Below are 13,423 nucleotides of genomic sequence, written 5' to 3' on the forward strand. Positions count from 1 at the left end.
CCGAGGACAAGTCCGGGCTTTTCCCTGCGCGGTTCGAGTGGCATGAAAGGTTCATGCCCGATGCCGCGCCGCTCCTGATCAAGAACATCCAGATTGTTTCTGCCGACTCTCCCGATTTCACCATGGCCGATGTCTTCATCGAGCACGGGACCTACCAAAGGATCGGCAGCCATTTTGAAGTAGCCGACGGAACCCGCACCATTGAAGGCCGGGGACGACTTTTGATGCCATCGATGTTCGATGCTCATGTTCACTTCCGCGAGCCGGGCGGCGAGGCCAAGGAAGACATTGCGAGCGGCAGTGAGGCAGCGATCAACGGGGGAATCACCGGAGTGGTGATGATGCCCAATACGACACCCTCGATCGACTCCGGGGCGGTAGTCAAAATGGTGCTCGACAAGGCCAAGGAGGTTTCCCGGATCCCGGTGTATACCTCGGGCTGCGTCACCAAAGGGCGCGAAGGAAGAGAGCTGGCGGCCATCGATGCGATGCGTTCGCTCGGAGTGACGATGCTCACCGACGACGGCGATTCAACCAGCGATGCCGCCGTGCTCTTCCGTGCCATGCAGTATGCCGGTGAATTCGGCATGTTCTTTGCGAGTCACTGTGAGGTGCCCGAACTTGCCGGTCCGCGTGCCCTGAACGACGGTCCGATGGCCTACAAACTTGGAATCAAGGGTAGCCCTGCCTGTGCCGAGGAGATCATCATCGATCGCGACATCCGTCTGGCTCATGCAGCTGGCGCCCACATTCACATCCAGCATGTTTCGAGCAAGCTGGGCATGGAGACGATCGCCTGGTGGAAGTCGAGGGGCGACGTCAAGGTGACGGCGGAAGTCTCTCCGCACCATCTGATGTTCACGGATGAGGATATCGGAGACTTCGACACTCACTATAAGATGAATCCGCCGCTGCGGACGCGGGCCGACAACGAGGCTCTGCTTGAAGGACTTAAAAGCGGCGTGTTTGATCTGCTCGCCACCGATCATGCCCCGCATACTCCATTCGAGAAAGCGCAGGATTTCACGGCGGCACCGAACGGAATCACGGGACTCGAAACGGCGCTGGTTTCGATGTTTGACCGCTTCGTGGCCTCGGGCGAACTCGCTTGGGATGTGCTGGTCAAGCGCTACTCCGCCGAACCCCGCCGGATGATGGGGATCGATCCCGTGCCGGTTATTGAAGGCGGGACCGCGGACTTCCTCCTCTTTGATCCCGAAGCCGAAACGACCTTCAGTGTCGACTTCATGAAGTCAAAGGCGCGCAACACACCATTTCTGGATAAAACCCTCAAAGGTCGCATCGACCTGGTGGCGCTCAAAGGTGAGTTGCTGCTGGAGCGGGATTGAGGGACTTGTCGGCCCCGGCCCATACACTCGCTTGCGGAATGGCCCAATTGGATCGAAGATAGCAGGATGATTAGGGAAATACGCCGCCGGGATTTCATGGTTACGGGAGCCGGCTGGCTGAGCAGCATGCTGGTGGCTCGTGCCGTGGAGGAGAAAAGAGCGAAGACGATTTCGATCTTTCACACCACGGATCTGCACGGGCATATCGAACCGACCGTGGATTACGACGGGGTGGGGGACGTCGGTGGCATGGCTCGCTGCGCGACTCAGATCCGGCGCTGGCGAAAACAGTTCCCTGATTCGTTGTTGGTCGATGTCGGGGATGTTTATCAAGGAACTCCGGTGGGTCTTCAAACCGAAGGCAAGATCATGATCGATCTCTTCAATCGGCTTGGCTACGACGCGTGGGTCATTGGGAATCATGACTTCGATTGGGGTCGCGAAGTGCTTGAAGGAGCGTTTGCCCATTCGAAATCCAAAGTGCTCGCGGGAAACCTCAGAATTGGTGACGCCCTCGTAGGGAAGATCGAGGGAGCTTGGGAAAATGTTCTACCCTGGACCATTCGCGATACCGGTGGCTTTCGAATCGGGCTCGTCGGGCTGACCACGCCGGGACTGCCTTTCTGGTTGGCTCCGGAGACCCTTGGAGGAGTCCGGGTATTCGATCCTGAGGTGGCTCTGAAACAGAGCGTCGCCGAGCTGAAGGCGGAAAATGTGGATGCCATCGTCGTGATGGGGCACATGGGCTGGCGTTGGGAAGAGGACTACGCCAATCCCGTCCCGACTCTGCTGAAGAATGTCGAAGGGGTGGATGTCTATCTTGCAGGGCACAGCCATCAGGATCGGTCCATGTGGTTCGAAGGCGATACCATTTGCTCTCAGGCAAGCTACCATGGGATTCATTGCGGTCGTGTTGATCTGACCTTCGATCTGGAATCCCGAAAGCTGATCGATCGCAAAGCGTTCACCGTTCGGATGGATGGAAGATTTCAATTGGATCCCGCCGTGATGGAGATCGCCCAGCCGGAATTGAAAAAGTCCGAGGCGCAGATGGAAAGGAAGGTTTGCACCGTGAATCGAAAGATTCCCTTGAGAGGCGAAAACTCCCTCAGGACCATCTTTTGCAAAGCGTTTGAGGCTGCCCTGAAACGCGACGGAATCGAAGTCGATGGGGTTTATCACGGAACCTTCGGCACCGGCGCGGTGGAGCCAGGTGACAAAACGGTCGCGGACTGCTGGAACTGGCTGCCCTACGAGAACCTGCTGGTCACCCTCGAACTCGAACCCGAACAGCTGAAGATGATTCTTGAGGAGGAGTTGAGTCTTTCCTCCTCAGACCGGGTGCTGTGGCCTTTCGAGGTCCTTCGCGGTGGTGATGGCAAAATCGCCGAGCTGAAGCTTGAAGGGCAGCCCCTGACTGAAGGCACGCGCTATCGGATCGCCGTGAATTCCTACGACGCCCAATCCGGAGGAAAATCGATGATGGTCCTCAGGAAAGTTGCCCAACTTCCGGGTTCCAAGCGCACCATGACCTCGATCGGAACACGGGCGGCCCTGATCGACTGGTTGTTAGAGCAGAAGGAAATCTGAGAATTGAGGCACCAAGTGGACAATTGGTGCCTTGAATCGCTTCAGGATTTCTCGATCGGTTTCTCAGTCGCGGCGTCGATGATGGCGAATCGTTCCCGGTGAAGTGCCGGATCCGAGCGGAAGATAAGCCGCCCGGAGTGGCTGCGTTCAAGTTCGACAAGCAGCTTGCTGTCGTCGGTCTTGAAACGATTTAGGACGTCCGAGTTCACGACAACGATCAAATCGCCCGCACCTTGCTCCCGCTGCTTGTTGATGACCGTGACCAACTTGCGCTGAATCTCGACGCTCATCGTCATCGGAGTCTTCACGCGTCCCTTGCCTTCGCAATACGGGCATGGCTCGAACATGGTGTCGCGAAGACTCTCGTTGAGTCGCTGCCTCGTCATCTCCATCAACCCGATGGAGGAAATCTGGAGCACCTGGGTCTTGGCCTTGTCGCGCTTGAGTCGCTCGCGCATCACCTTGTAGACGGCTTGTTGATCGCGGCGATGGCGCATGTCGATGAAGTCGACCACCACCAGTCCGCCGATGTTGCGAAGTCGCAACTGGCGGGCGACCTCCTCGGCGGATTCGAGGTTGGTCTGAAGAATCATCTTCTCGACGTCCTTGGCCCCGCGATTGCGGCCGGTGTTGACGTCGATGGAGATCAAGGCCTCGGTTTCATCGATGACGATGTAGCCGCCACACTTCAACCAGACCTGTCTTGAGAAGGCCTCATCGATCTGCTTCTGGATATTGAGGTTTTCGAAAATCGGTTGATTGCTGGCATGGAAGTGGATGCGCCGCTTTGCCCTGCGGGAAACCCTGCCCGCCACTTCACGGATGAACTCAGTGGTCTCCTCATCGTCGCAGAGAACCTGATCGACCTCGTCGGTGAGGAAGTCGCGGGCGGTGCGCTCGACGAGCCCCGGCTCCTGAAAGGCGCAGACGGGTGCCGGCTTCGAGTCGCGCTTCTCTTCCACCGAGCGCCATTGCTCGAGCAACATCGCGAGGTCGCGCACGAAATGACGGGCTCGGGTTCCAAGCGCCACAGTGCGCATGATGATTCCCATCCCCTCCGGGACTGAGAGCCGCTGCATGATCTTGCGCAGACGCGCGCGCTCTTTCGGATCATCAATCTTGCGGGAAATACCAAACTGCTCGGTGTAAGGCATCAGCACCAGATAGCGCCCGGCCAGCGAGATATTGGTGGTGACGCGCGGGCCCTTGGTGCCGATCGGCCCCTTGGAAACCTGGATCATGATTTCCGAGCCGATCGGATAGATGTTCGGGATATCCTTCGAGGTAATCTTCTTCTGCTTTCTCGGCTTGTTGCCGCGTTGGATCTCCTCAAGTCCGGAATCGAGAGCAGCGGGAATGGCATCCCAGAAGTGGAGGAAGGCGTTCTTCTCAAGACCGATATCAACGAACATGGCTTTCAGACCTTGTTCGATGTTCTTGACGCGGCCCTTGAAGATGCCGCCGACGATGTTCTGCTCGCCTTCGCGTTCGACGGTGTATTCTTCGAGAAGACCGTCTTCCAGAAGCGCCACCCGGCGCTCCAGCTTCTCGACGTTGACGATGATGGTGTTTCCTTGCTTCGGATTCGGCTTTCCGATTCCGAGAATGCGCTTGATGCGTTTGATCATATAAATACTTGGTTTGAAAATTGGTTTAGTTGGGTTCTTCGACAGGGAGTGCCCGCGGTATGACGGCACCCTCCTCGTCCACTTCAGGAGTGATGCTTGGTTCTGGTGTGATGGTTGCTTCCGTCGTCAAAGTGACGGCGGGTCGAACTTCAATCGGGTCGCTGGTTTCATCGCCGGTTTCGCCAATGTCGGTGGCGTCAATGGCTGCAAGAACATCTTCGGGGAGTTCGATTTCGAGAATCGGTTCCTTGTCGCCGTAGGCAGGCTCCAGAGGCGCAAGCGGCAAGCGCATGCCTTCATCGCGTGCGAGCAGGCCGCGGAGAATCAGATGCACGAGTGGTCCACAGACGGCACCGCCCGACTTTCCATTCTGGACGAGAACGGCAACCGCATAGCGGGGTTCCTCGAAGGGTGCGAAAGCAACCGTCCAGGAGTTGTGCGAGGGCTTGCCGTCGTCGGAGGTCTGGGCCGTGCCGGTCTTGGCGGCGACTTCGACATTCGGAATCTTGGCCCGACCTGCCGTGCCGCCGGGTTTGTTGACGGCCATCCACATGCCCTGACGAATCAACTCGAGCTCAGAGGGCTCGACCCCTTCCTTGATCAAATCGATTCGGAGCTTCGGCTTGTCCTCGACGAGGAAGGTCCCATTGGGCAGGCGTGCATGCTTGACCAAACGAGGCCGGTAGTAACGACCTCCATTGGCAATACAGGAAACCATGGCACAGAGTTGAAGGGGAGTCGCCAGCGAGTCACCCTGTCCGATCGAGAGCTGGGCGACATCTCCGGATGTCAGCGAGCGGCCGCGATTTGCCTGCTTCCATGCCTTGCTTCCCGGAATGCGCCCACCGCTTTCATTGGGCAGCGGGATCCCGGTCGGCTGACCAAATCCGAGCATCTGGAGACCGGCGACCAAGCGGTCGGCACCCAAGGTATTGCCCAGTTTGAAAAAGTAGGGATTGCAGGACTTTTGAATTGCTTCCGAGAGACCGAGTGAACCGTGGCTTCCCCGTCGCATGTTCCACAACCAGCAGGCGGGTTTGTAACTGCCGTAGGAGACGAAGCCATCGCAGGAGAAACTTCGTGTCGAAAGTCCGTTGAGCGCGCCCGCCAATGCCGTGCCCAGCTTGAAAGTAGATCCCGGCGTGAAGCCGGAGATACATCGATCGGTGAAGGGTGACGACGGATTGTCGAGGTAGGCCTTGTAGATGTCTCCGTTAATACTAGGAATGAAGTCGTTCGGGTCGTAGTCCGGCACCGAGGCCATGGCGAGAATTTCTCCGGTGCGGACATCCATCACGACGGCTGCCCCGCGTCCCACCCGGCGGAGCACGTTCGAGACGAGATACTGGGCATGAGCGTCAATCGTCAGCGTAACATCCGCACCAACCTTCGGTTCGCTGTAATCATCGAGCTTCGTGATCTTGCCTTTCTCGTTCTTGACGTAGGTTTTACTTCCTTCCCGACCGCGAAGAATGTCATCAAAGGTGGCTTCGATACCGAGCTTCCCTTTCTCTTCACCGATGTAGTGATCAAAGACTCGTTTGGCCTCATCCGGAATATCTCCTTTTTCCCACTGTTGCGTGTAGCCGAGTTGATGAACACCGAGTGCTTTGAAAGGGTACTCGCGCTGGGGACGCACATCGAGGTAGACCCCGGGAACCTCGAGGTTGTGTTCTGCGAGTCGGGCGAACTGATCGAAGTCGAGTTCCGTGTTGTAGGAAAACGGAACCAGCCCCCGGTGGGTGACATAGTGCGTCCTGAGTGCGCTCGCATTGTATCCCTTGGCAACGCCGAGTTCAGCCAGCCTGGGAATGATCCACGTATTAACGATCTTGACGATGTCCGTCTCCTCGGCCAACCGCGGCATACCCTTCTCGGAAGTGACCACGTCACGCTTGGCATCGATCTCATTCCGCCGCCGGTACGACTTGTGGATTTCCTCAAGATCAAAGTAGACCTCGTAGTTGCGTCGATTGCGGGCGAGTTCGACTCCGTTCCGATCAAGAATGGCACCACGAATCCCTGGTTCCCGGACGGTGACCAGGCTATCTCCGGGCTCGAGGGACTTGTAGTAGTCCTCATCGGTGATTTGGAATTCATAGAGCCGCGACAGCAGCGCACCGAAGCCGAACAGCACGAGGGCTGTCAGCAGGTAGATACGCAGGCGGTGTCGAGGTTCCATGGAGTTGTTAGGCAGTGAGCGTCTTGGGTTTGGGCTTTTTCAAACCTTCGAAGCGGATCGTGTAGCGAGACCAGTCAGCGAGCCTGAACAGAAGCCAGAAGACAAGCGGCGAGAAGATCATCGTGATCGCCGAGGAACAGGCGATCTTGAGAAGCACCGTCTGGTTCATGACGAACCCGCCACGAATGAAGTTGATGAGCAAATACTCGCCCATCAGGTAGAGAAATACGGCAACCCCCGAAAGCATGGCGGAAAACTGCCACTGACCTTGTCTGAAGAGCGGCTGAATCCCGTGCATCAGGTAACCCATGATGCCGTAGATGACGATCGAATAGCCAAATCGAAGTTGCTCGACCGGTCGCGTGTAGACTTCCGGGTCGCCGCCATGGGGACCAAGGGTGTTCTGGGCGTCGCTCAGAAAACCGCAGACAAAGGCGAGCAGCAGCATGACGGGAACGGGCACCGTCACGGCGGCACACAGGAAGACGAGAGCCACCAACAGGAATCGCGACCCGTTGAGACCGGTCAGCGAGGGAATGAACTGTTGGACGACCACCGAAACGATCACCAAAATCAGCAGGGAAATCGTGTAGCGGATCATGGTTCCTCCTTTTGGGGGGTTAGGACGAAAACCGTGCCGAGATTCTGAAAATCGACGGACGGAGTGACGATCGCCTCCGTGTCAAGTGACCCGGGCTGCAACAGCTCAATCTCCCCGAGTAGGAGATCGGCAGGAAAGAGACCTCCGCGACCGGATGAAAACACCCGCATGCCCTTGCTGAGGCGGGCATCCTTCGAGAGGAAACGCAGACGCAGCTTCGGGCTACCTTCGTGAACACGCTGACCGCTGAGAATCCCTTCCTCCGGACTACCTTCGACGCGCGCGGAAACCTGGCAGGCTTCATCGGTGAGCAGGATCACGCTGGAACGATGCTCGCCGAGTTGATCGACTTTGCCGACGAGACCGCGATCCGTTACGACTGTAAACGCAGTAGCAATCCCCGACTCTTCTCCACGATCAATCTCAACCGTTTGCCACCAGGTCGAGGGTTGGCGCCGGGTGATCCGGGCGGCAATCACATCGAACTGCGTCCGCTCCTTGAAATCCAACGAACGCCTGAGACGGGCGTTCTCCGCCTCGATCGTTCTCAGTTGTGACTCGATCAACTGCAGTCGACCATAGTCGCCGCGCATGGCTTCGACTTCGGCTTCGAGAATTTCCGAGTGCTCCACCTCGTCAATGAAGGTCCGCGCACGGGTTTCAAGGGCAGAACCCGCGGTCAGGAAAGGGGAGATCGCGCGGTAGTAGGAAGCCTGGATTTCTCTCACGGAGCGCTCGCTTCGCGTCAATGCCCATACGGCACCTCCGAGAAAGAGAAGCAGAGCCAGCAGATTGAGCGGCTTCATCCGGAATGAGGAAGGCCGGTCCGAGGACCGGTCAGCGGGTGATGTTGGTGACGCGCTTCAGGACCTCGATTTCCTGAAGCATTTTCCCGGTCCCCTCGGCCACGGCACTCAGAGGGTCTTCCGCGACATGAACCGGAAGTCCGGTCTCTTCACGCAAAAGCTTGTCGAGCCCTCGGAGCAGGGCGCCTCCACCAGCCAGCACGATGCCTCGATCGACGAGGTCGGCGGCCAATTCAGGTGGGCAGCGCTCAAGCGTCGTGCGCACCGCGTCAACGATGGTGGAAAGAGGGTCGGCCATGGCTTCGCGGATTTCCTGCGAAGTGATGGTAATCGTTTTCGGCAGGCCCGCGACGAGGTCGCGCCCTTTGACTTCCATGGTGATTTCCTTGGCGATCGGTGCGGCCGATCCGAGTCGGATTTTGATGTCCTCCGCCGTGCGTTCGCCAATCATCAGATTGTAGTTCCGCTTCATGTAGGAGATGATCGCATCATCGAGTTCATCGCCAGCGGTGCGGACGGAGCGGGCGTAAACGATGCCGCCAAGTGAAATCAGGGCGACCTCGGTGGTGCCGCCGCCGATATCGACGATCATGTTTCCGGAGGCGTCCATCACGGGAAGTCCGACGCCGATCGCAGCGGCCATGGGCTCCTCGACGATGTGGACTTCGCGGGCGCCGGCCTGTTCGGCGGACTCGGAAACCGCACGACGCTCGACTTCGGTGATTCCGGAAGGGACGGCAATCACCACCCGCGGGTTGTTGCGGCGGCCTTTGTTCACCTTGCGGATAAAGTGGCGGAGCATCGCCTCGGTGACTTGGAAATCGGCGATCACACCGTCCTTCAGCGGGCGGATGGCGATGATGTTGCCCGGCGTTCGACCGAGCATGCGTTTCGCATCGTCGCCGACAGCCAGCACTTCGTTGGTGCCTGCCTTGACGGCGACCACGGAAGGTTCGCGCAGAACGATTCCTTGGTCCTTAACGTTGACGAGGGTATTCGCAGTGCCGAGATCGATGCCTATATCATTGGAAAACCAGTTTCCGAAAAGCTTTGCAAACATTCTGAGAGTAAGAGAGTTGAGAAAATTGATGAGTGCCGGGTGAGTCAGTCAGCGCCGATCCTGTGACCGCCGCCGACTGAGCGAAAAAAATCCCTGCACAGAAGATCCGTGCAGGCGCAAAAATATGCGGCCCCGCCTCCCATAGGGTCAAGCGGGAATGCCCGATTATCTAATGATTCCTAAAGACTTCTGTCGTCCTGGAATCGGCATCAAGAGCCCGCCAGGAGCGGCCCGGAGACCGAATGACGGGTCAGAAACTCCTCAGCAAGGCCCATGTAGGCCTTGGAACCGGTTCCCGCAGGGTCGTGCTCGAAGATCGTTTTGGCATGGCTCGGCGCTTCGCCGATGCGGATCGTCCGGGGAATCACGGTATGGTAGAGCTGGTCCGGGAAGTAATTGCCCACTTCCTCGACGACCTGTTTTGCCAGATTCGTGCGTCCGTCGAACATGGTCATGACGATGCCCTCAAGCTCGAGCTCGGGGTTGGCACCGGATTCCTTGATCTGATCGATGACGTGCACGATCTTGGCCAGTCCCTCCAGGCCGAACCACTCGCACTGGAGCGGAATCAGGATTTCATCGGCAGCAGCGAGCGCAGAAGTCATCAGCACGCCGAGGGAAGGGGGGGTGTCGAGAATGCAGAATTCGAAGAGATCGTTCGGTTTGAGACCCTGAAGATGGGTCCGCAAGCGGGTGAGGTGATCTTCGCTGCGGGCGAGCTCGATTTCGACACCGGCGAGATCCATGTGCGACGGGATGATCGAAAGGTTCTCGCGACCGGTCGGCTGAATCTTGTCGCGGACATCGGCGTGACCGAGCAGGGCGGGGTAGACGCTGTCGTCGCCTTCGACTTCAAGCCCAAGCCCGCTGGTGGTGTTTGCCTGAGGATCGAGATCGATCAGCAGCACCCGCTGGCCACACATCGCGAGCGCGGCGGCAAGGTTGAGCGCGGTAGTGGTTTTACCCACGCCGCCCTTCTGGTTTCCAATGGCAATGACTTTCATCTGGCTCGAACGCTCCTAACGAGCGAGGAGTCTTCCGGGTGAGCGCCATAGTGGCAAACAAAACCCGAAAGTAAGACTAAGGAAAACGATGACCTGGACTGAAGAGCTCGTTCGAAGCGAAACCGGCTGGAAGGCCTTTCGTGAGGGAAAGGCGCTCGCGGGGCGGCATCGGATCATCAGCTTCAAGCGCGGCGAGGATCTGCTCACCGGGGCTTTCAAGGAAGGAAAGCGAATGATCCGGACCGTGGTCCGAACCGGCAGCGCCCTTTCCGTGGAATGCGCGTGTCCGGCGAATCAGGCGACCGGAGAAGTCTGCGCTCACGGGGTGGCTCTGCTCCTGACGGCCATCTCCGATCCGCCAAAAGAAGCACCAATTCAAGAAGAGCCGGCTCTCAAAGGTGAATTGCTTGCCTGTGCGATTCGATTTCCAGCGCAGCTTTCGAAGATGCTGAGCGCAGGGCGCCTGAGCGCGCAGATTGAGCGGGCGAAGCGAGAGCCGGACCAGAGCGATGCCGCGTTCTCCATTTGGTTGGCGCGGAATGCTCCGGGCGCGGACTTTCCGAAAATCCTCTCCCTGAATCCGGATCAAATGGGCGACTTCCTGCAAGCACTCGCCGGCCACTCGGACTTGAGCGCCGGGGGCGAAGCCATGACCATCTCGGAAGATCGCCTTGCACCCCTCAGCCTCGCTGCCAGTGAGCATTCATCGGAGCGCATCCGCTTGCGCCTGAGTCCGGACGCGGCCACCCAGACGCCAATCAAATGGGGCGACGGTCTCGGATTGGCCAAGCACTCCGAAGGGGGCTGGCTGATCGGACGTTTGCCGGTTGAACCTTCCTCGTTGGTGTGGCGGGACGAAGCCGCGGAGCTGATGGCCACGGGAGAACTGGAAATCTCGACGTCCGAATTTTTCGCCGAGGCCGATCAGTGGCTGGACCTCTTCCAGAGTCCACTTCCTGGCTGGCTGGGCAGACTGCGATTCGTCCCGGCCGTGCCTCAGTTCACCTTGGAGCTGGAAGGATCGCTCAATGCCTTGGACGCGACCGCAGGCGTCTCCTACTTCGGAAACGAGCCTTCACCCTTGAGCGCCAATCGGTCGGACATTCAGGGACTTCCCAAGCTCGAAGAGGACGAAGCCCTTCGAATGCGTGACTTCCGGGCCGAAGATCAGGCACTTCGGAGCCTGCTCAAAACCGGACTGACCGAATCCACGAAACGGGGGAGCTTCACTCTCCGGGACCCCGACGCCATTCTGAGCTTCCTCGCCGATGATCTCCCCAGACTTCGTTCGCGATGGAAAGTGACGCTGGGCAGCCGATTGGAGCACGTTCTCAAATCGCTCCACGTGATCCGCCCAAAACTCGAATCTTCTCAAGATCTCGCATGGGAATTATCGTTTCAAACGGATGCTGGAAAAGCAGTCCCGGAGGCGAAAATCCGAGAGATGCTGCGCTCAGGCCGACGCTCTATCAAGACCTCGAACGGCGCCACCGTGGCGGTCAGTCGCGAGATTCCGGACTTTGTTGAGCCCCTCCTTGCCGACCTCGGAATCGCCACTCGGGAAGGCCGAATTCAGGCCGATCGAGCTCAGGATTATCTTTTCCGCGAAGCACGTAAAAATAGGAGTGAAAAACTTGACCTTAGTGATGCGAAAAGAACCATTGCGCTTGATATTCCCGAAGGCTTGGAAGTCAAGATGCGAGCCTATCAGGAGGAGGGCTTCCAGTGGCTTGTGGATCGACTTCAGAACCTGTCAGGCGCACTCCTTGCGGATGAAATGGGTCTCGGCAAGACAATTCAAACCATTGTTTCGATTGCGTATTTCAAACAGCGTAAGCAGGCGAGCCTTACGCTGGTTGTCGTGCCGACATCACTCCTGGGCAACTGGCGTGACGAGTTTCAGCGATTCGCGCCAAACATCCGCCTCGTGACCCTTCACGGAAGCAAGCGCGACGCGCTTCGGGATGAGGCGCTTCGCTCGGATGTCGTCCTGACAAGCTACGGGACACTAACCCGGGACCTCGCGTTTCACCTGCGGCAGGACTACGATCTGCTGGTGGTGGACGAGGCGAGCTTACTGCGTAATCCGGACAGCGAGACCTCAAGATCGATTGCCAAAATCCAGGCCCGCAAGCGACTCGCACTGACCGGCACACCCGTTGAGAACCTCCTGAGGGACCTTTGGTCGATCTTTCGTGTGGTGGCACCAGGCTACCTGGGATCAAAGAGCGAATTTGAGGAGCGCTATGCAGCGACTGCCCCCGACATCTCCGAGGGCGCGAGCGAGAGGCTGCGACTGCGCATTTCGCCCTTCGTCCTACGCCGCACGAAAGCCGAAGTCGCCAAGGACCTACCGGAGAAAATCGAAATCGATACCTGGCTCGATCTCGACCGAGGAAGCAGGGGGCTTTACGCGAAACTTGCGCAGGCAGGACTCCGGGAACTTGAAGAGCTGGAAGGGCAGTCGGGTCGGGCGCGCATGCATCTGCTGACCCTGTTATTGCGCTTGAGACAGCTATGCCTCGACCCTCGGTTACTGGATGAGGAAGCCGAACAAGGAGCGAAGAGCGAGAAACTCCAAAGCCTGATCGAGGAGAGGATTGGAAACAATGGTAAAACGCTAGTATTTAGTCAGTTCCGAAAATATCTACACCTAATCCAAAAGGAGTATTCCGAGACTGGAATTCAGGTTTTCTCGCTGGATGGATCGACCCGTGATCGAGGAGCCTTGGTCAAAAGCTTCCAAGGGCATGACGGGCCGGCGGTATTCTTCATAAGTCTGAAGGCAGGAGGCTACGGCCTGAATCTGACCGCCGCCGATACCGTGATTCACATGGACCCATGGTGGAATCCGGCGGTCGAAGCCCAGGCCAGCGACCGGGCCCACCGGATTGGCCAGACGCAGCCCGTGACGATCTACAAGCTCCTGACCCGAGACACCGTCGAGGAACGCGTACGCCGAATGCAGGATTCGAAGCGAGCCGTGATCGACTCGCTCAGCGGAGACGCCGCGCCGGGTAACTGGAGCGAGTCGGACATCAAGTCGCTTTTGGGCTAACCTTGAATAGGGCCTCCAGACCCGAGACCTTGAGGTTTTCGGAAACAGCAGTCCCTTGATAGACCTGAAAAACAGGGAGTCAGACCTCTCCTTTTTTGGACTCCGCATTACATGCATTGTAACAAGTAACCTATTCAAGTGCTTG

9 protein-coding genes are annotated in these 13,423 nt (G+C 58.0%); 3 read left to right on the forward strand and 6 right to left on the reverse strand.

The features are described from left to right. Nucleotides 1-53 precede the first annotated feature (53 nt). Nucleotides 54-1,349: a dihydroorotase gene (locus WBG04_RS01605; protein WP_424312594.1), complete on the forward strand. Its 1,296-nt coding sequence runs from the start codon at nucleotides 54-56 to the stop codon at nucleotides 1,347-1,349. Between the two features lie 96 nt (nucleotides 1,350-1,445). Continuing rightward, a complete protein-coding gene (locus tag WBG04_RS01610; protein ID WP_424312595.1) occupies nucleotides 1,446-2,939 on the forward strand; it encodes a bifunctional metallophosphatase/5'-nucleotidase in 1,494 nt (497 codons plus the stop codon). Nucleotides 2,940-2,980: 41 nt separating this feature from the next. Here the strand turns inward: WBG04_RS01610 and WBG04_RS01615 are convergent, their stop codons facing one another. From WBG04_RS01615 to WBG04_RS01640, 6 genes are all read right to left on the reverse strand, one after another. Further along, on the reverse strand, nucleotides 2,981-4,567 hold the full coding sequence (locus WBG04_RS01615; RefSeq protein WP_424312596.1) for an Rne/Rng family ribonuclease: 1,587 nt from the start codon (nucleotides 4,565-4,567) through the stop codon (nucleotides 2,981-2,983). Nucleotides 4,568-4,592: 25 nt separating this feature from the next. Beyond that, nucleotides 4,593-6,749 (reverse strand): penicillin-binding protein 2, encoded by a 2,157-nt coding sequence (gene mrdA, locus WBG04_RS01620; RefSeq protein ID WP_424312597.1) that lies wholly within the window; start codon nucleotides 6,747-6,749, stop codon nucleotides 4,593-4,595. 7 nt (nucleotides 6,750-6,756) lie between these two features. Further along, the gene (locus tag WBG04_RS01625) at nucleotides 6,757-7,350 is read right to left on the reverse strand and encodes a hypothetical protein (protein ID WP_424312598.1); all 594 of its coding nucleotides are present in this window, start codon (nucleotides 7,348-7,350) and stop codon (nucleotides 6,757-6,759) included. Further along, nucleotides 7,347-8,156, reverse strand: a complete 810-nt coding sequence (gene mreC, locus WBG04_RS01630) for a rod shape-determining protein MreC (protein ID WP_424312599.1) — start codon at nucleotides 8,154-8,156, stop codon at nucleotides 7,347-7,349. Before mreC ends, WBG04_RS01625 begins: the two co-directional genes overlap by 4 nt. 31 nt (nucleotides 8,157-8,187) lie before the next feature. Then, nucleotides 8,188-9,216, reverse strand: coding sequence for a rod shape-determining protein (locus tag WBG04_RS01635; protein WP_424312600.1), 1,029 nt, complete (start codon nucleotides 9,214-9,216; stop codon nucleotides 8,188-8,190). A gap of 209 nt (nucleotides 9,217-9,425) precedes the next feature. Then, nucleotides 9,426-10,220 carry a ParA family protein gene (locus tag WBG04_RS01640; protein ID WP_424312601.1) on the reverse strand — a complete coding sequence of 265 codons (795 nt, stop codon included), beginning with the start codon at nucleotides 10,218-10,220 and terminating at the stop codon, nucleotides 9,426-9,428. 88 nt (nucleotides 10,221-10,308) lie between these two features. Here WBG04_RS01640 and WBG04_RS01645 point away from each other — a divergent pair, with 88 nt between their 5' ends. Then, complete coding sequence (locus WBG04_RS01645; protein ID WP_424312602.1) at nucleotides 10,309-13,278, forward strand: SNF2-related protein; 2,970 nt, start codon at nucleotides 10,309-10,311, stop codon at nucleotides 13,276-13,278. Nucleotides 13,279-13,423: the final 145 nt, after the last annotated feature.

Origin of the sequence: Haloferula sp. (assembly GCF_049672945.1) — a bacterium.
Classification (GTDB): Bacteria; Verrucomicrobiota; Verrucomicrobiia; order Verrucomicrobiales; family Akkermansiaceae; genus Haloferula.

What these genes read in the sequence shown, in the direction of transcription:
- WBG04_RS01610 (WP_424312595.1), top strand. Translation starts at nt 1,446, where the DNA reads ATGGTTACGGGAGCCGGCTGGCTGAGCAGCATGCTGGTGGCTCGTGCC.
- WBG04_RS01635 (WP_424312600.1), bottom strand. Translation starts at nt 9,216, where the DNA reads ATGTTTGCAAAGCTTTTCGGAAACTGGTTTTCCAATGATATAGGCATC.
- WBG04_RS01615 (WP_424312596.1), bottom strand. Translation starts at nt 4,567, where the DNA reads ATGATCAAACGCATCAAGCGCATTCTCGGAATCGGAAAGCCGAATCCG.
- WBG04_RS01645 (WP_424312602.1), top strand. Translation starts at nt 10,309, where the DNA reads ATGACCTGGACTGAAGAGCTCGTTCGAAGCGAAACCGGCTGGAAGGCC.
- mrdA (WP_424312597.1), bottom strand. Translation starts at nt 6,749, where the DNA reads ATGGAACCTCGACACCGCCTGCGTATCTACCTGCTGACAGCCCTCGTG.
- WBG04_RS01605 (WP_424312594.1), top strand. Translation starts at nt 54, where the DNA reads ATGCCCGATGCCGCGCCGCTCCTGATCAAGAACATCCAGATTGTTTCT.
- WBG04_RS01625 (WP_424312598.1), bottom strand. Translation starts at nt 7,350, where the DNA reads ATGATCCGCTACACGATTTCCCTGCTGATTTTGGTGATCGTTTCGGTG.
- mreC (WP_424312599.1), bottom strand. Translation starts at nt 8,156, where the DNA reads ATGAAGCCGCTCAATCTGCTGGCTCTGCTTCTCTTTCTCGGAGGTGCC.
- WBG04_RS01640 (WP_424312601.1), bottom strand. Translation starts at nt 10,220, where the DNA reads ATGAAAGTCATTGCCATTGGAAACCAGAAGGGCGGCGTGGGTAAAACC.